The 16,982-nt window shown below is 63.6% G+C and carries 16 protein-coding genes; 12 read left to right on the forward strand and 4 right to left on the reverse strand.

Translation table 11 applies throughout. The annotated features are described in order from the left end of the window. The first annotated feature begins 57 nt into the window (after window positions 1-57). From CKW35_RS07905 to CKW35_RS07930, 6 genes are all read left to right on the forward strand, one after another. Window positions 58-1,224 (forward strand): cupin domain-containing protein, encoded by a 1,167-nt coding sequence (locus tag CKW35_RS07905; RefSeq protein WP_016488131.1) that lies wholly within the window; start codon window positions 58-60, stop codon window positions 1,222-1,224. After that, a complete protein-coding gene (locus CKW35_RS07910; RefSeq protein ID WP_016488132.1) occupies window positions 1,217-1,645 on the forward strand; it encodes a GNAT family N-acetyltransferase in 429 nt (142 codons plus the stop codon). Before CKW35_RS07905 ends, CKW35_RS07910 begins: the two co-directional genes overlap by 8 nt. A 201-nt stretch (window positions 1,646-1,846) precedes the next feature. After that, a complete protein-coding gene (locus tag CKW35_RS07915; protein ID WP_060517159.1) occupies window positions 1,847-3,808 on the forward strand; it encodes a DNA topoisomerase III in 1,962 nt (653 codons plus the stop codon). Between the two features lie 153 nt (window positions 3,809-3,961). Further along, entirely contained in the window at window positions 3,962-5,251 is a 1,290-nt protein-coding gene (locus CKW35_RS07920; RefSeq protein ID WP_095115620.1) for an FAD-binding oxidoreductase, read from the forward strand. Between the two features lie 80 nt (window positions 5,252-5,331). Next, window positions 5,332-6,162: an alpha/beta fold hydrolase gene (locus CKW35_RS07925; protein ID WP_016488135.1), complete on the forward strand. Its 831-nt coding sequence runs from the start codon at window positions 5,332-5,334 to the stop codon at window positions 6,160-6,162. A 201-nt stretch (window positions 6,163-6,363) separates the two neighbouring features. Next, entirely contained in the window at window positions 6,364-7,143 is a 780-nt protein-coding gene (locus tag CKW35_RS07930) for a TSUP family transporter (protein WP_024717416.1), read from the forward strand. Here the strand turns inward: CKW35_RS07930 and nudC are convergent. Beyond that, a complete protein-coding gene (gene nudC / locus CKW35_RS07935; protein WP_016488137.1) occupies window positions 7,111-7,941 on the reverse strand; it encodes an NAD(+) diphosphatase in 831 nt (276 codons plus the stop codon). The two genes, CKW35_RS07930 and nudC, sit on opposite strands and share 33 nt — an antisense overlap. Before the next feature lie 37 nt (window positions 7,942-7,978). Next, window positions 7,979-8,791: a crotonase/enoyl-CoA hydratase family protein gene (locus CKW35_RS07940; protein WP_095115622.1), complete on the reverse strand. Its 813-nt coding sequence runs from the start codon at window positions 8,789-8,791 to the stop codon at window positions 7,979-7,981. A gap of 150 nt (window positions 8,792-8,941) precedes the next feature. Here CKW35_RS07940 and nhaB point away from each other — a divergent pair, with 150 nt between their 5' ends. From nhaB to CKW35_RS07970, 6 genes are all read left to right on the forward strand, one after another. After that, window positions 8,942-10,444, forward strand: a complete 1,503-nt coding sequence (nhaB, locus tag CKW35_RS07945) for a sodium/proton antiporter NhaB (protein WP_060517036.1) — start codon at window positions 8,942-8,944, stop codon at window positions 10,442-10,444. Between the two features lie 258 nt (window positions 10,445-10,702). Beyond that, window positions 10,703-11,326 carry a dihydrofolate reductase family protein gene (locus CKW35_RS07950; protein WP_016488140.1) on the forward strand — a complete coding sequence of 208 codons (624 nt, stop codon included), beginning with the start codon at window positions 10,703-10,705 and terminating at the stop codon, window positions 11,324-11,326. Window positions 11,327-11,397: 71 nt separating this feature from the next. Continuing rightward, on the forward strand, window positions 11,398-11,943 hold the full coding sequence (locus CKW35_RS07955) for a lipocalin family protein (protein ID WP_016488141.1): 546 nt from the start codon (window positions 11,398-11,400) through the stop codon (window positions 11,941-11,943). 69 nt (window positions 11,944-12,012) lie between these two features. Beyond that, window positions 12,013-12,318, forward strand: coding sequence for an NIPSNAP family protein (locus tag CKW35_RS07960; protein ID WP_016488142.1), 306 nt, complete (start codon window positions 12,013-12,015; stop codon window positions 12,316-12,318). Between the two features lie 16 nt (window positions 12,319-12,334). Next, window positions 12,335-13,294, forward strand: a complete 960-nt coding sequence (locus CKW35_RS07965; RefSeq protein ID WP_016488143.1) for an MBL fold metallo-hydrolase — start codon at window positions 12,335-12,337, stop codon at window positions 13,292-13,294. A gap of 35 nt (window positions 13,295-13,329) precedes the next feature. Next, the gene (locus CKW35_RS07970) at window positions 13,330-13,869 is read left to right on the forward strand and encodes an AAA family ATPase (protein ID WP_095115623.1); all 540 of its coding nucleotides are present in this window, start codon (window positions 13,330-13,332) and stop codon (window positions 13,867-13,869) included. Between the two features lie 141 nt (window positions 13,870-14,010). Here the strand turns inward: CKW35_RS07970 and CKW35_RS07975 are convergent, their stop codons facing one another. Together CKW35_RS07975 and CKW35_RS07980 are read right to left on the reverse strand one after the other, a co-directional pair. Further along, window positions 14,011-15,276 carry a Zn-dependent hydrolase gene (locus CKW35_RS07975; RefSeq protein ID WP_269803297.1) on the reverse strand — a complete coding sequence of 422 codons (1,266 nt, stop codon included), beginning with the start codon at window positions 15,274-15,276 and terminating at the stop codon, window positions 14,011-14,013. A gap of 29 nt (window positions 15,277-15,305) precedes the next feature. Continuing rightward, window positions 15,306-16,811: an NCS1 family nucleobase:cation symporter-1 gene (locus CKW35_RS07980; protein WP_016488146.1), complete on the reverse strand. Its 1,506-nt coding sequence runs from the start codon at window positions 16,809-16,811 to the stop codon at window positions 15,306-15,308. Between the last annotated feature and the right edge of the window lie 171 nt (window positions 16,812-16,982).

Consider the following 16,982-nt stretch of genomic DNA (forward strand, 5'->3'; position numbering starts at 1 on the left):
GCCTGGCCGGGCGTTTTTATTCCCGGACGAAAACTACGTTTTTTCAATAGGTTGAACATGAATCCTGATACTCCACTGCAGCTGCTCGGCGGCATCTCGGCCCGCGAATTCATGCGCGACTACTGGCAGAAGAAGCCCCTGCTGGTGCGCCAGGCCTTCCCGGACTTCATCAGCCCGATCGACCCCGACGAACTGGCTGGCCTGGCCCTGGAAGAGGAAGTCGAGTCGCGTATCGTGCTTGAACACGGTGCACACCCGTGGGAGCTGCGCCGCGGTCCGTTCAACGAAGACACCTTCGCCGAGCTGCCGGAAAAGGACTGGACCCTGCTGGTACAGGCCGTGGACCAGTTCGTCCCGGAAGTGGCCGAACTGCTGGAAAACTTCCGCTTCCTGCCCAGCTGGCGTATCGACGATGTGATGATCAGCTTCGCCGCCCCCGGTGGCAGCGTTGGCCCGCACTTCGACAATTACGACGTGTTCCTGCTGCAGGGCCACGGCCAGCGCAACTGGAAGATCGGCCAGATGTGCAGCAGCGACAGCCCCCTGCTGGAGCACGCCGACCTGCGTATCCTTGCCGACTTCGAGCAGAGCGGCGAATGGACCCTGGAACCAGGTGACATGCTCTACCTGCCGCCACGCCTGGCCCACTACGGTGTAGCCGTGGACGACTGCCTGACCTACTCGGTCGGCTTCCGCGCGCCAAGCGCCGCCGAAGTACTGACCCACTTCACCGATTTCCTGGGCCAGTTCCTGCCGGACGAAGAACGCTACAGTGACGCCGACGCCCAGCCGGTCAGCGACCCACACCAGATCCAGCACGACGCCCTCGACCGCCTCAAGGCCCTGCTCGACAAGCACATGGGTGACAAGGACCTGCTGCTGACCTGGTTCGGCCAGTTCATGACCGAGCCGCGTTACCCCGAACAGATCGTTGGCGAAGAGCTGAGCGAGCAGGAGCTGGTCGACGCCCTCGAGCAAGGCGCCATCCTGATCCGCAACCCGAGCGCCCGCATGGCCTGGTCAGAGTTCGAAGACGACTTGCTGCTGTTCGCCAGCGGCCGTAGCTGCCCACTGCCAGGCAAACTGCGCGAGCTGCTGAAGCTGGTGTGCGCGGCCGATGCCCTGCATGTCGACAACCTCGCCGAGTGGCTGCAGGATGAAGATGGCCTTATGCTTGTACAGCAGCTGGTCAAACAAGGAAGCCTGGGATTCGCCAATGAATAAGATCAGCGTTCGCCTTGCCGACTGGCACAAAGACAACGCCGACATCCGCCGTATCCGTGAAGCGGTGTTCGTCGCCGAGCAGCACATTCCACCAGAGCTGGAGTTCGATTCGGAAGATCAGGACGCCGTCCACTTCCTGGCCCAGGAAGGCGACTATCCGATTGGTACCGCGCGCCTGCTGGCTGACGGCACCATCGGTCGCATCTCCGTGCTCAAGGACTGGCGGGGCCTGAAGGTTGGCGATGCGTTGGTCAATGCGGTCATCGTCGAAGCACAGAACCGCGACCTGAAGCAGCAGACGCTCAGCGCCCAGGTGCACGCCACCCCGTTCTACGAGCGGCTGGGCTTTCGCGTGGTCAGCGAGGAATTCCTCGAAGCCGGCATCCCGCACGTGGACATGGTGCGCGACTCGCACGCCTGATCCATGACCAGCCCACAGGGGCCCCATACATCTGCAAATTGTGGGGGCCCTTGTGGCAGCGGGTTCAACCGGGAAAGGGCCGGAACAGGCTCAAGATACTTCCCCTCACAAAAACCTGTACATCCATCCAGATAAAACTTGCCTCCGCGCCCCCGCTTGCGCATCCTAGTACCCATCACCCCCGATGAAGCGTTCCCGGCCATGCGCCTGTTCCTCTGCGAAAAACCCTCACAGGCAAAAGACATCGCCAAAGTGCTTGGCGCCACTCGCAAGGGCGACGGCTGCTGGCAAGGTACCGATGTCTGCGTAACCTGGTGCATCGGCCATCTGCTGGAAACCGCCCCGCCCGACAGCTACGACGAACGCTACAAGCGCTGGAACCTGGCAGACCTGCCGATCATCCCGGACACGTGGAAGATGCTGGTCAAGCCCAAAACCGCCAGCCAGTTCAAGGCGGTGAAGCGCCTGCTCGGCGAAGCCCGGGAGCTGATAATTGCCACCGATGCCGACCGCGAAGGCGAAATGATCGCCCGCGAGCTGGTCGAGCATTGCCGCTACCGCGGCCCGGTGCAGCGCCTTTGGCTGTCGGCGCTGGATGACACCTCCATCCGCAAGGCCCTGGCGCGCCTGCTGCCAGGCCACGAAACGTTCAACCTGTACCACTCGGCGCTGGGCCGCTCCCGCGCCGACTGGCTCATCGGCATGAACATGAGCCGGCTGTTCACCCTGCTTGGCCGCCAATCCGGCTACCAGGGCGTGCTGCCGGTGGGGCGGGTGCAAACACCCACCTTGCGCCTGGTGGTCGACCGCGACCGCAGCATTGCCGACTTCGTGCCGGTGCCGTTCTGGGCCATCGACGTACAGCTTGAACACGCAGGCCAACGTTTCAACGCCCAATGGCGTGCACCCGAAGATGCCTGCGACGATCAGGGCCGCTGCCTGAACCAGGGTTTGGCGCAACAGGCTGCCACCGCCATCGGTAATGCCGGTACGGCCCGGGCCGTCAAGGTGACCACCGAGCGCATGCGTGAAGCCGCGCCCCTGCCCTTCGACCTCGGCACCTTGCAGGAGCTGTGCTCGAAAAAGTTCGGCCTGGGCGCCCAGGAAACCCTCGACATCGCTCAGGCCCTGTACGAGACCCACAAGCTGATCACCTACCCGCGCAGCGATTGCGGCTACCTGCCACAAAGCCAGCACGCCGAGGCCCCCGCCATCCTGGCTGCCCTGCAACGGGCCGATGCCAGCCTGACGCCGCTACAGCCCTACCTGGAGCCCCAACGCCGCTCGCGGGCATGGAACGACGCCAAGGTCAGCGCCCACCACGGCATCATCCCCACCGCCGCCGCCAGCGATCCCTCACGCCTGCCGGCCAAGCACAAGGCGGTGTACACGCTTATCCGCGCCCGCTACCTGGCGCAGTTCCTGCCCAATCATGAGTACGACCGCACCCAGGCCGACTTCGACTGTGCCGGCCATGCCTTGCGCGCAGTGGGCAAGCAGATCGTCGAACCGGGTTGGCGCCGCGCCCTGCCCGAGGCGCTGACCCCGGCAAAAGGCCGCGAAGCACCGCCGGCCCAGGTGCTGCCCGTGCTGCGCGAAGGCCAGGACTGCACCGTGCAAGGCCTGCAACTGAAAGACCTGTGGACCCAGCCGCCCAAGCCGTTCACTGAAGGCGACCTGATCAAGGCCATGAAAAACGTGGCCAAGCTGGTGGACGACCCACGCCTTAAGCAGAAGCTCAAGGAAACCACCGGCATCGGCACCGAGGCCACCCGCGCCAGCATCATCCAGGGCCTGCTCGACCGCGGCTACCTGGTGAAGAACGGCAAGGCGCTCGCGGCCACACCCGCGGCCTTCAGCCTGATTGATGCCGTACCCCGCGCCATCGCCGACCCTGGCACCACGGCGATCTGGGAGCAGGCGCTGGACATGGTGCAAAGCGGCGAGATGAGCCTGGAAGAATTCGTGGCCCGGCAGTCGGCGTGGATGGGCAAACTGGTGGAACGTTGCAGCGGCATGCGCATGACCATCAGCGGGCCGGCAGCCGGGGCAGCACCGCCCTGGAAGAAGAAGCGTCGCGGTGGCAGTGGAAAAAGCAAAGCGGCCGGAAGCAAGTCGGCAGCGGGCAAGCCGCGCCAGCCCCGGAAAAAAGCGACAACCTGAAACTTCTGCACTGGCTTGCCGGCGATAGGGCCTGCTCAGGCAGCACATTAATAACAGGCAAACGACTAAACGCTGCCTGACACATTGGCGCTATGAAATTTCCCTGCTAAGTTTTCATGAAAATAATCACAATAATTTTCACGAGGCTTCTGCATGTTCAAACAATCCGCCCAGCACGTCGCCAGCTACTACGCCCAGACCTACCCCGCCAACATTCCGCTGCGCCCTACCCTGCAAGGCCTCCACGACACTGATGTGCTGATCATCGGCGCCGGCTTCAGTGGCCTGCATACCGCCCTGCGCCTGACCCAGGCCGGCAAGCGCGTCACATTGCTGGAGGCCAGCCGCGTGGCCTGGGCTGCCTCCGGGCGCAATGGCGGCCAGGCGCTGCTGGGCTGGTCCTGCGACATGCCGCCACTGGAAAAAGCCCTGGGCCTGGAACGTACCCAGCGCCTGTGGGCGAGCATGTGCTGGGCCGCCGACGAACTGCGCGAGCTGCCCCAGCGCCATGGTTTCGATATCGACTACAGGCTGGGCAGCCTGTGGACCGCCGTGCTGCCGCGCCGGGTGAAAATGCTTGAAGAAGCCCTGCACGATGCCGAAAGCAAATGGGGCTACGACGCCCTGCGCCTGATCAGCCGCGACGAGCTGCCGCAATGGATCGACAGCCCGCGTTACCAGGCTGCGCTCTACGACGCTAAAGGCGCCCACCTCAACCCGCTGAAGCTGGCCCAAGGTCTGGCCAGCACCCTCGAAGCGGGTGGTGGGCACATCTACGAACAAAGCCGGGTACTCAGTTATCAAAAAGCCGGCAACGGCTATGTTGCCCGCACAGACAACGGCGAAGTGCGCTGCCAGGTGTTGGTGCTGGCCTGCAACGCCTACATCGACCGCCTCGACCCCGGCCTGTCGCGGCGCCTGTTGCCAGTCGGTTCCTACCAGGTCGCCACCGCACCACTGGACGCCGACGTCGCCCGCTCACTGCTGCCGCGCAACAGCTGCGTGATCGACAACCAGTTCGTACCCGACTACTTGCGCCTCACCCCGGACCACCGCCTGCTGTTCGGTGGCGGCTGCACTTACCTGGGCGGCATTCCCAAGGACGTCGCCAGCGCCACGCGCCCTTACCTGGAGCGGGTGTTCCCGCAACTGGCCGGGGTAGCCATTGACTATGCCTGGGGCGGCCATATCGATTGCAGCACCCGGCGCACCCCTGACGTCGGCCGCGAAGACCAGCGCTATTGGCTGCAGGGTTTCTCCGGCCACGGCATACTGCCTACCCTGGCCGCGGCGCGGGCGGTCAGCGATGCCATCCTCGGTGACGACGACCTGTTGGCGTTGTACCAAGGCATCGACAATGGCCGGTTCCCCGGCGGGGACCTGCTCGCAGCACCGCTGGAAGCCGCCGCCAAAGCCTGGTACAGACTGCGCGACACTGTCTGAAGACGACCGGCGCTTGCTGCGCCGGAATCTCTCCTATTCTCAATAGCTCCCTTCGGTTCCTGCAGACAGGAGACACGATCATGAGCCATGTAACCACGAAGGACGGCGTGCAGATTTTCTACAAGGACTGGGGCCCACGCGACGCCCCGGTCATTCACTTCCACCACGGCTGGCCGCTGAGCGCAGATGACTGGGATGCCCAGATGCTGTTCTTTCTCGCCCAGGGCTACCGCGTTGTAGCCCATGACCGGCGTGGTCATGGCCGTTCCAGCCAGGTATGGGACGGCCACGACATGGACCACTACGCCGATGATGTGGCAGCCGTGGTTGCCCACCTGGGTGTCCAGGGCGCCGTGCATGTCGGCCACTCCACCGGCGGTGGCGAGGTGGTGCGTTACATGGCCCGCTACCCTCAGGACAAGGTGGCCAAAGCGGTGCTGATCGCCGCCGTGCCGCCACTGATGGTGCAAACGCCCGACAACCCTGGCGGCCTGCCCAAGTCGGTGTTCGATGACTTCCAGGCCCAGGTCGCCAACAACCGTGCGCAGTTTTACCGGGATGTACCGGCCGGGCCGTTCTACGGCTACAACCGCCCCGGTGTCGAAGCCAGCGAGGGCATCATCGCCAACTGGTGGCGCCAGGGCATGATCGGCAGCGCCAAGGCCCATTACGATGGCATCGTGGCGTTTTCCCAGACCGATTTCACCGAAGACCTCAAAGGCATAAACCAGCCGGTACTGGTGATGCATGGGGACGATGACCAGATCGTGCCGTATGAAAACTCTGGGGTGCTTTCGGCGAAGCTGCTGCCCAATGGCACGTTGAAAACCTACGAAGGTTACCCGCATGGCATGCCGACTACCCATGCCGATGTGATCAATGCGGATTTGCTGGCGTTTATCCGTAGCTGATGTGATCACCTGTAACGGCCCTTTCGCGGGTAAACCCGCTCCCACAGGTACAGCGCTTCCACAGGTTCGACGCTGAACCTGTGGGAGCGGGTTTACCCGCGAAGAGGCCGCCACTGGCAACACACCCCTCCCAGGATTACCATGTCACCCTTCTAGCGCGGCCTTTTGCCGCACCTTGCCTCCCTGCCTGCCAAGACCCCCATGCCCTTCGAACTCACCGTAGAACCCTTAACCCTGCTGATTCTGGCCCTGGTCGCCTTCGTCGCCGGTTTCATCGATGCCATCGCCGGTGGCGGGGGCCTGCTCACCACCCCGGCCCTGCTCACCGCCGGCATGCCACCGCACCTGGTGCTGGGCACCAACAAACTCAGTTCCACCTTCGGTTCGGCCACCGCAGGTTTCACCTACTACAAGCGCAAACTGTTCCACCCGGCGCAGTGGCGCCCGGCGTTGTTCGCCACCTTGACCGGGGCGTTGCTCGGCGCGGTCATCGCCCACTACATGCCAGCCGAATGGCTGAACAAGATGCTGCCGGTAATCGTCTTCGCCTGTGGCATCTACCTGCTGTTCGGCGGCACACCCAAGGCCCCGCTGGATGCCGATGCACCCATCAAGAAGAAGTGGCAGGTACCGCAAGGCTTCACCCTGGGCTTCTACGACGGCGTCGCAGGGCCAGGCACCGGAGCGTTCTGGACGGTCAGCACCCTGCTGCTGTACCCCATCGACCTGGTCCGCGCCAGCGGGGTGGCGCGCAGCATGAACTTCGTCAGCAACATCGCGGCGCTGACGGTGTTCGTCATTTCCGGGCAGGTGGATTACATCGTCGGCCTGTGCATGGGCCTGTCGGTCATGGTGGGCGCCTTCTTCGGCGCACGCACGGCGATCAGCGGCGGCAGCAAATTCATCCGCCCGGTGTTCATCACCGTGGTGCTGGCACTGACTGTGCGCCTAGCGTGGCAGCACTGGTTCGGGCAAGCCTAAACGCCTGGCCACATACAGATCGATCAGGTACCGGGCAATGGACCGCCCGGCCGGCAGCGGCGGCAGGTCGTGGACGCTGAACCACTGGGCATCCTCGATCTCGTCCGGCTGCATGACTATCTCGCCCCCGGCATATTCGGCATGGAAACCCAGCATCATGGAATGCGGGAACGGCCAGCACTGGCTGCCGACGTACTGGATATTCTGCACGTCCACGGCCACTTCCTCGCGCACTTCGCGCACCAGGCAGTCTTCGGCCGACTCACCCGGCTCGGCAAAACCCGCCAGGGTGCTGTACACACCGGTGACGAAGCGCGGCGAGCGCGCCAGCAAGATTTCATCACCACGGGTCACCAGCACGATCATGCTCGGCGAAATACGCGGGTAGCTGCGCAGGTCGCACGGCTGGCAGTACATCGCCCGCTCCCAGTGAATTTGTGTCATCGCCTGGCCACAGCTGCCGCAGAAACGGTGCTCGCGGGCCCAGGTGCCGATCTGCGCGGCGTAACCCAGTACTTTGTAGGTGTCGAAGTCGCCTTCGAGCATGAACGCACGCAGCCCACGCCAGCTGCAGCCGGGCACATCGGTGGCGCTGCGCAGTTCCAGCAAAAATACCGGCTGGCCGTCAAAGTGGCCGATGCCATGCTCGCACAGCACATCGAGGTCCTGGCGCTTCAGCCAGTCGCGGGGGAACAGCGCGCCGTTGTCGTCCACCAGAAACCCTTCCGGGCTGCGGGCCACGGCCACACCCCCGGTGATCTGCGGGTCGAGTACTGCAGTAGTCCAGCGTGCTGACATGTCGGGAGATTCCTTGACTGCGCGTCCCCCGGCCCGATCAGTCGGCGAACGTCGGTTTCTGTTTGCTCATGTGCGCCGCCACGGCCACGCGCAGGTCTTCGGACTGCAGCATCGCGGCGTTCCAGGTGGCGATGTAGTCCAGGCCATCGTCAATGCGATGGTCACGCATGTAGCTGAGCATTTCCTTGGTGCCGGCCACGGCGATCGGTGATTTTGCAGCAATCTCGCGGGCGATGGCAAAGACACCGTCCATCAGTGCGGCCTGATCATCATAGACCCGGTTGACCAAGCCGATGCGCAGGGCCTCGTCGGCCGCAACGTTGCGCCCGGTGAAGGCCAGCTCACGCATGATGCCGTCGCCAATGATACGTGGCAAACGTTGCAGTGTGCCGACGTCGGCGGCCATGCCCATGTCGATTTCCTTGATCGAGAACTGCGCGTCGCTGCTGCAGTAACGCATGTCGCACGCCGAGATGAGGTCGATGGCGCCGCCGATACAGTAACCCTGCACGGCCGCCAATACGGGTTTGCGGCATTTGTCGACGGCGGTGAACGAGGCTTGCAGGCGCTGGATGGTGCTACGCAGAAAGCGCGCATTGCGCCCCACGTCCTTGCCCATTTGCCCAGCCAGCGAGGCCAGCATCATGAGGTCGATGCCTGCGGAAAAATGCTTGCCGGCACCACTGATCACTACCGCCCGCACGGCATCGGTGTCGTCGATCCACTGGAAGATAGCGATGATCTCTTCCCAGAAGGCCGCGTTCATCGCGTTGACCTTTTCCGGGCGATTGATCTGAACGTGGGCGATGTTGTCGGTCAGTTCAACCTTGAACGCACTGTACTCGGTCACGGGCGGCACTCCTGCGGGTGAAGGATTCATGGCGTGGATGGTAACCCAGCCCGATGGCCGTACTTGTGCCAAAAACGGGACTCCACGCCTTGCCTAAGACGCGCCAATCCGGCACCGTGCGCCATCGCCGAATCATAAGGATACATATTCATGCCACGCTCCCTGTCCGGCGCCCTCGCCCATGGTTTTCTGGGCCAGTCGCCGCTTTGGTACAAGGTGGTCATCTGCCTGTTCCTGGTGCTCAACCCGCTGCTGCTGGTTACCGTTGGCCCGGTTGCAGCCGGCTGGGCGCTGGTGCTCGAGTTCATTTTCACTTTGGGCATGGCGCTGAAGTGTTACCCGCTGATGCCGGGCGGCCTGCTGCTGATCGAAGCCTTGCTGTTGCAGATGACCACGCCACAGGCGCTGTATGAGGAACTGCAACACAACTTCCCGGTGATCCTGCTGCTGATGTTCATGGTCGCCGGCATCCATTTCATGAAGGAGCTGCTGCTGTTCCTGTTCTCGCGCATTTTGCTCGGGGTGCGCTCGAAGGCAATTCTGGCGTTGCTGTTCTGCGTGCTGTCGGCGTTTCTGTCGGCGTTTCTCGATGCGCTGACCGTGACGGCGGTGATCATCAGCGCTGCGGTCGGCTTCTACGCCGTGTACCACCGCGTCGCGTCTGGCGCCAACCCACGCGAGGAAAGCGCGCTGGACAGCGACCAGCAGATCGCCCACCTGCACCGCCAAGACCTCGACCAGTTCCGCGACTTCCTGCGTAGCCTGCTGATGCACGGCGCAGTGGGTACCGCCCTGGGTGGCGTGTGCACGTTGGTGGGCGAGCCACAGAACCTGCTGATCGGCCACGAGATGGGTTGGCACTTCGCCGACTTCTTCTTCAAGGTGGCACCTGTGTCGCTGCCAGTGCTGGGTGCCGGCCTGCTGACCTGTGTGCTGCTGGAAAAACTGCGCCTGTTCGGCTACGGCACCGTGATGCCCGAGCCGGTGCGCCAGGTGCTGGCCGCCTATGCGGCCGAAGACGATGCGGCACGTACCCAGGCCCAGCGCATCGCGCTGTGGGTGCAAGGGTTTGCGGCGCTGATATTGATCGTCTGCCTGGGGCTGCATGTGGCCGAGGTTGGCCTGATCGGCCTGATGGTGATCGTGCTGATCACCGCCTTTACCGGCATCACCGACGAGCACCGCCTGGGCCGCGCCTTCCAGGACGCCATGCCATTTACCTCGTTGCTGGTGGTGTTCTTCGCCGTGGTCGCGGTGATTCACCAGCAGCAGCTGTTCAGCCCATTGATCAGCTGGGTGCTGACACTGCCGGCCGAGCAGCAACCGGGCATGCTCTACCTGGCCAACGGTTTACTGTCGGCAATCAGCGACAACGTGTTTGTCGCCACCATCTACATAACCGAAGTGAAGCAGGCGTTTCTCAATGGCAGCATGAGCCGCGAGCATTTCGAAACGCTGGCGGTGGCGATCAACACCGGCACCAACCTGCCCAGCGTGGCAACGCCGAATGGGCAGGCAGCGTTCCTGTTCCTGCTGACCTCGGCGATTGCGCCGCTGATCCGGCTGTCGTATGGGCGGATGGTGTGGATGGCCTTGCCCTATACCGTGGTGATGGGTGGGCTGGGTTGGTGGGCGGTGACCTACTGGCTGTGACGTAAACCTGCACTGGCCCCACCTGATCGGCTAATGCAGTCTCTTGTAGGGGCGGCCTTGTGTCGCGAACGGGCTGCGAAGCAGCCCCGGGATTTCAGCGCAAATGCACAAATTGCCGGGGCTGCTTCGCAGCCCGTTCGCGACACAAGGCCGCTCCTACACAGGAACTGCATCGCTTTCGAGACCTGTGTCGATTCTGCCTGGTGCCATTCGACTACCCATGAAAGCAGCCACCGGGCTGCCAACAGGAGAGTCCCCATGCGCAAACTCATCGTAGCCGCCTTCATCAGCCTCGACGGCGTGATGCAAGCTCCCGGCGGCCCGCAGGAAGACACCAGCGGCGGTTTCGCCTACGGCGGCTGGATCGTGCCCTACGCCGAGGAAGTGTTTGGCCAGGCCATGCAGGCATTGTTCAGCCAGCCCTTTGAGCTGCTGTTGGGCCGGCGCACCTACGACATTTTTGCCGGCTATTGGCCAAACATCAAAGACAACGCCGAAGACTTCTCCATCGCCAACCTGTTCAACAGCGTGCCCAAACATGTGGCCACCCACACCCCTGCCACCCTCGACTGGCACAACAGCCACGCCCTCGGCGCGGACATCGCCGCTGCAGTACGCTCGCTCAAGCAACGGGACGGCGCCAACCTGCTGACCCAGGGCAGCGCCGAACTGGTGCAGCAACTGCTGGCGGCAGACCTGGTAGATGAACTGCAACTGCTGATCCACCCGCTGCTGCTCGGCCAAGGCAAACGCCTGTTCGGTCATGACGCAGCAGCAGCGGCCTTTACCTTGCAGCAGTCGCAAGTCTCGCCCAAGGGCGTGATCATCAGCCGCTACGTGCGCGCAGGCCAGGTGCAGACCGGTTCATTCGACACGGTGTAATCCCATACAACTTTTGCCCCGCGCAGGCATCGAAACACAGGAAGCCCCTATCCGCTCCAAGGAGGTCAACCATGGCGCTGCGCACTACGCTGCTGCTTTCCTGCATGACCCTGGCGCTGCTCGGCTGCGCCGGCAACGATCAACCGGCACCGCCGCGCACCCAGCAGGTCGACCTGCAACGCTACCAGGGCACCTGGTATGAACTGGGCCGGCTGCCGATGTTCTTCCAGCGCAACTGCGTGCAGTCCGAGGCGCACTATGGCCTGCGCCCGGATGGCCGGATCGACGTGACCAACCGCTGCAAGGAAAAGGACGGCCAGTGGAACGAAGCCAAGGGCATCGCCGAGGCCCAGCAGCCGGGCAGCACCGACAAGCTGTGGGTGCGCTTCGACAACTGGTTCAGCCGCCTGGCACCGGGCCTGACCAAGGGCGAGTACTGGGTGCTGTATCACGACAAGGATTACCGGGTGGCGCTGGTGGGCCACCCCAACCGCGAGTACCTGTGGCTGCTTTCACGCACGCCTGCGGTCACCGACCAGCAGCGCGAGCAACTGCTGACCATCGCCCGGGAGCAAGGTTATGACACCAGCAAGCTCATTTGGCGGCAGGGAGACTAGCAGGCCGTCGACGGCAGGCCGCAATGCGGCTAAGGTGTGCGCCCGTCATACCTCGAAGGAGCGAGCACATTGATCACCTGCCACGTCAAATACATCGTCGACCCTTACCAGCTGCCTGCGTTCGAGGCCTATTCACGCCAGTGGATAGGCCTCGTCACGCGCATGGGCGGCCAGCATCACGGCTACTTCCTGCCTGCTGAGGGCGCTAACAACATCGCGTACTGCCTGTTCAGCTTCCCCAGCCTGGCGGCCTACGAGCAGTACCGCAGACAGGCTGAAACCGACCCGGAATGCATCGCTGCAGTAGCCACAGCTACAGAGCAACGCTTCATCCTCAGCTACGAGCGCAGCTTCCTGAAACCGCTGCTGGGCTGAATCAAGGAGGTTGCACATGGACCTGCTGTTCCTCGGCACCTGCGCCGGGGTGCCCACCAAGGCACGCAATGTCAGCGCCACGGCGGTGATCGAAGCCAGTGGCAGCGGCTGGTACCTGGTCGACTGCGGCGAAGGCACCCAGCACCAGCTGCTGCGCACCCCGCTGTCGATCCGCGACCTGCGCGCCATTTTCATCACCCACGTGCACGGCGATCATTGCTTCGGCCTGCCCGGCCTGCTGGCCAGTGCCGGCATGAGCGGGCGTACGCAGCCGCTGGAACTGATCCTGCCCGCCGCGCTGCATGACTGGGTACGCCAGGGCCTGGCCGCCAGCGATACCTTCCTGCCGTTCGAACTGCGCCTGCTGGCCGTGGAAGATCTGGTCGAATGGCGCAACGATACTCTGCAGGTAACCACCGTTCAGCTGTCACACCGCGTTCCGAGCGTCGGGTTCATATTCACCGAACTCAACCCCGAACCGCGCCTGGACATCCCCCGCCTGGAAGCCGAAGGCATACCGCGTGGCCCGCTGTGGGGCGAGCTGGCCAGGGGTTTGACGGTGCAGCATGGCGAGCAGTTGCTGAATGGCAACGACTACCTGCGCCCTTCCCGGCCACCGCGGCGGGTGATCGTGTGCGGCGACAACGATACCCCCGAGCTGCTGGCCGACGCTGCCCAAGGCGCGGATGTGCTGGTGCACGAAGCCACGTTCACCCAGGCCGTGGTCGAACGCACCGGGGTCACCTTCGGCCATAGTACTGCAGCGGCGGTGGCGCGCTTTGCCGAAGCGGCGGGCGTGCGCAACCTGGTGCTGACGCATTTCAGCGCCCGCTACCAGAGCGACCCAAGGCGCAGCCCGAATATCGACAACGTGCGTGACGAAGCCCTCGTCCACTACAGCGGGCACCTGACCCTGGCGCAGGACCTGCAGCGCTATCACCTTGGCCGGGATGGCTGTCTTGAGCTGACCGGATGAATTAACATGGCCGGTTTTTCCAAAAGGACTTGGTCATGCAACGCATCGTGATTCTGGGCAACGCCGGCAGTGGCAAATCGACCCTGGCCCGGCAGATCGGCGCCCGCCTGGGGGCGTCGGTGGTACACCTTGACACGTTGTTCTGGGAGGCCGGCTGGGTAGAGCCGGATGCCGAGACCTTTCGCAGCCGGGTACGCGATGCGGTTAGCGGGCAAGCGTGGGTATGCGAGGGCAACTACAGCCGCCGCACCTTCGACCTGCGCTTGCCACGGGCCGACCTGGTTATCTGGCTGGATACACCACGGTTGACATGCCTGAAGCGGGTCATCCTGCGCAGTGTGCTGAACAAGCCACGGCCAGACCTGCCGGCTGGGTGTACCGAGCGGCTGGACCGGGCGTTTCTGACCTTCCTGAAGTTTGTGTGGACGTTCGACCGGGGCTATCGGCTAGGTATCGAAGCCAACCGCCAGGCAATCGGCCCGCAGGTGCCGGTTGTGCATCTGCGTGGTGACCGGCAGATTGCGGCGTTTGTGGAAGGCCTCACACAACCAGCACCAGCAGCGCGGTCCCTGTAGGAGCGGCCTTGTGTCGCGATCGGGCTGCACAGCAGCCCCAGCGATATCAGCGTTTACTTCCAAACCCTGGGGCTGCTGCGCAGCCCGATCGCGACACAAGGCCGCTCCCACAAAAAGCGCGGTCGCCTGATGCCCGAGGTGCTAGGCCGCCAAGCGCCCGCTGGCAATCGCCTCCGACGCCGCCAGCATCGCCCGCAGCAACACTGCGCAGCCCGCCGCCAGGTCATCGGGCGTGGCGTTCTCGATTTCGTTGTGGCTGATGCCGTTTTCGCAGGGCACGAAAATCATCCCCGCTGGCCCTAGTTCGGCCAGGAAGATCGCGTCATGCCCCGCGCCACTGACAATGTCCATGTGCGGCAACCCCAGCGCCTGCGCCGAGGCGCGCACGGCATCGACACAGCCTTTGTCGAAGTACAATGCCGGGAAGTCGGCCGTAGGCACCAGTTCGTGGCTCAAGCCATGCTTGGTACAGGTTGCCTCGATCACCCCGCGCACCTCGGCGATCATCGCACTCAGTTGCTCGCCCTCCAGGTGGCGGAAGTCCAGGGTCATGCGCACCTCACCCGGGATCACGTTACGCGAGCCTGGATACGCCTGCAGGCAACCCACAGTGCCACAGGCATGGGGCTGGTGGCCGAGGGCGGTATGGTTGACCGCCTCCACCACGGCGGCAGCGCCGACCAGGGCGTCCTTGCGCAGGTGCATGGGTGTCGGGCCCGCGTGGGCTTCGACGCCGCGCAGGGTCAGGTCGAACCACTTCTGCCCCAGCGCTCCGAGCACCACGCCGATGGTCTTGGCCTGGTCCTCAAGGATCGGGCCCTGTTCGATATGGGCTTCGAAATAAGCCCCAACCGGATGGCCCAGCACCGCGCGCGTACCGGCGTAGCCGATGGCGTTCAAGGCTTCACCCACGCTGATACCCTGGGCATCGCGCTTGGCCAGGGTTTCCGCCAGGCTGAACTTGCCGGCGAACACGCCTGAACCCATCATGCACGGTGCAAAGCGCGAGCCCTCTTCGTTGGTCCACACCACCACTTCCAGCGGTGCTTCGGTTTCCACGCCCAGGTCGTTCAGCGTACGGATCACCTCCAGCCCGGCCATCACACCGAAGCAGCCATCGAACTTGCCGCCCGTGGGCTGGGTGTCGATATGGCTGCCGGTCATCACCGGGGGCAGCTTGGGGTTACGCCCCGGGCGGCGGGCGAAGATGTTGCCGACGCCGTCGACACTGACCTCACACCCGGCCGCCTCGCACCACTGCACGAACAGGTCGCGGGCCTGGCGGTCGAGGTCGGTCAGGGCCAGGCGGCAGACACCGCCCTTGGCGGTGGCACCGAGGCGGGCCAGGTCCATCAGCGATTGCCACAGGCGGTTGCTGTCGACGTGCCGGGCGGTGGTTTCAAGCATCTCTTTGACTGGGGTCACGGGTTTCTCCTTCAGGCTTTTTTTGTGGTCGGTGCGGGCCTCTTCGCGGGTGAACCCGCTCCCACAGCCAAACCGGCGAGAACGTAGTACAGCGCGCCGCCCAGCAGCGAGCCGGTAAACCAGCCGTAGTCGTAGAACCAGCTGAAACTGCTGTTGCCAATCGCCAGTAACGTCAGCCCCACGGGCAAGGCAAAGGCGGCAAACCCGGCCCAGTTCCACGCCGGGTAGACGTCATCGCGGTACAACCCGGCCAGGTCCAGCTGCTGCCGACGGACCAGGAAGTAGTCCACCACCATGATCCCGGCAATCGGCCCGAGCAGGCTGGAGTAACCGAGCAGCCAGTTGGAGTACACGCTCTCCAGGCTCAGGTCCGAGACAATCAGGCCCAGTTTCTTAAGCAGTTCATGGCCCATCAGCGCCAGGCCGATAAAGCCGGTCAGCCATACCGCACGGCTGCGCCCGATCAGGCGTGGGGCAATGTTCTGGAAGTCGTTGGTCGGCGACACGATGTTCGCCGCCGTATTGGTCGACAGTGTGGCAATCACGATCAGCGCCATGGCCAGGGCCACCCAGAACGGGCTGTGGATTTTGCCGATCAGGCTGACCGGGTCGGACACCGTCTCGCCCACCAGAGACGCCGACGCGGCGGTCAGCACCACACCCAGCGAAGCGAACAGGAACATGGTCAGCGGCAGGCCGAAGATCTGCCCAAGAATCTGGTCTTTCTGGCTACGTGCGTAACGGCTGAAGTCGGGAATATTCAGCGACAAGGTGGCCCAGAAGCCGACCATGGCCGTAAGCCCGGCGCAGAAGTAACTGACCACGCTCGCCCCTTCCGGCCGCTTGGGCGGTTGCGCCAGCAGCTCGGTCATCGACATGTGCGGCAGGGCCCAGAACAGCAGCCCGACACCCACCGCCACCAGCAGCGGTGCCGAGAGCGTTTCCAGCCACTTGATCGACTCGGCGCCGCGCAGCACCACCCACAGGTTCAGGCACCAGAAGATCATGAAGCCGATCACCTCGCCAGTACCGGCCAAGGCCTTCCAGCCATCGAACACCGAACCCAAGAACAGGTGAATGGCCAAGCCGCCGAACAAGGTCTGGATGCCAAACCAGCCACAGGCAACCACGGCGCGGATCAGGCACGGTACGTTGGAGCCCAGGATGCCGAACGACGAACGCAGCAGCACCGGGAACGGGATGCCGTACTTGGTGCCTGGGAAGGCGTTGAGGGTAAGCGGGATCAGCACGATCACGTTGGCCAGCAGGATCGCCAGCAGCGCTTCGCCAACGCTCAGGCCGAAGTAGGCGGTGAGCACGCCACCCAGGGTGTAGGTGGGTACGCAAATGGACATGCCCACCCACAGGGCAGTGATGTGCCATTTGTTCCAGGTGCGCTGGTGCACCTTGGTCGGCGCGATGTCGTGGTTGTAGCGCGGGCTGTCGAGGACATCACTGCCCTCGGACAGCTCAAACAGGCCATCCTGCTCGACCACTTCCGATCTGCTCTGTTGCATGGGCCCTTCTCCAGATTTTCTTGTAGTTGTTTGCTCATCGGGCTAATTCGATGGCCGGAGTACACACGCGTATTGGTGCTTAGAAATCTTGACCAGAATTCCATCTTGTCAAGTCAGTCAATAACCCCTGAAACCCCCGAAGTCAGCAGGTCAATAAAAATTAAGTGTTAA

The organism is Pseudomonas sp. Irchel 3F3 (assembly GCF_900187545.1).
In the GTDB taxonomy this organism is placed as follows: Bacteria; Pseudomonadota; Gammaproteobacteria; order Pseudomonadales; family Pseudomonadaceae; genus Aquipseudomonas; species Aquipseudomonas fortuita.

What these genes read in the sequence shown, in the direction of transcription:
- CKW35_RS07905 (WP_016488131.1), top strand. Translation starts at nt 58, where the DNA reads ATGAATCCTGATACTCCACTGCAGCTGCTCGGCGGCATCTCGGCCCGC.
- CKW35_RS07910 (WP_016488132.1), top strand. Translation starts at nt 1,217, where the DNA reads ATGAATAAGATCAGCGTTCGCCTTGCCGACTGGCACAAAGACAACGCC.
- CKW35_RS07915 (WP_060517159.1), top strand. Translation starts at nt 1,847, where the DNA reads ATGCGCCTGTTCCTCTGCGAAAAACCCTCACAGGCAAAAGACATCGCC.
- CKW35_RS07920 (WP_095115620.1), top strand. Translation starts at nt 3,962, where the DNA reads ATGTTCAAACAATCCGCCCAGCACGTCGCCAGCTACTACGCCCAGACC.
- CKW35_RS07925 (WP_016488135.1), top strand. Translation starts at nt 5,332, where the DNA reads ATGAGCCATGTAACCACGAAGGACGGCGTGCAGATTTTCTACAAGGAC.
- CKW35_RS07930 (WP_024717416.1), top strand. Translation starts at nt 6,364, where the DNA reads ATGCCCTTCGAACTCACCGTAGAACCCTTAACCCTGCTGATTCTGGCC.
- nudC (WP_016488137.1), bottom strand. Translation starts at nt 7,941, where the DNA reads ATGTCAGCACGCTGGACTACTGCAGTACTCGACCCGCAGATCACCGGG.
- nhaB (WP_060517036.1), top strand. Translation starts at nt 8,942, where the DNA reads ATGCCACGCTCCCTGTCCGGCGCCCTCGCCCATGGTTTTCTGGGCCAG.
- CKW35_RS07950 (WP_016488140.1), top strand. Translation starts at nt 10,703, where the DNA reads ATGCGCAAACTCATCGTAGCCGCCTTCATCAGCCTCGACGGCGTGATG.
- CKW35_RS07955 (WP_016488141.1), top strand. Translation starts at nt 11,398, where the DNA reads ATGGCGCTGCGCACTACGCTGCTGCTTTCCTGCATGACCCTGGCGCTG.
- CKW35_RS07965 (WP_016488143.1), top strand. Translation starts at nt 12,335, where the DNA reads ATGGACCTGCTGTTCCTCGGCACCTGCGCCGGGGTGCCCACCAAGGCA.
- CKW35_RS07970 (WP_095115623.1), top strand. Translation starts at nt 13,330, where the DNA reads ATGCAACGCATCGTGATTCTGGGCAACGCCGGCAGTGGCAAATCGACC.
- CKW35_RS07975 (WP_269803297.1), bottom strand. Translation starts at nt 15,276, where the DNA reads ATGCTTGAAACCACCGCCCGGCACGTCGACAGCAACCGCCTGTGGCAA.
- CKW35_RS07980 (WP_016488146.1), bottom strand. Translation starts at nt 16,811, where the DNA reads ATGCAACAGAGCAGATCGGAAGTGGTCGAGCAGGATGGCCTGTTTGAG.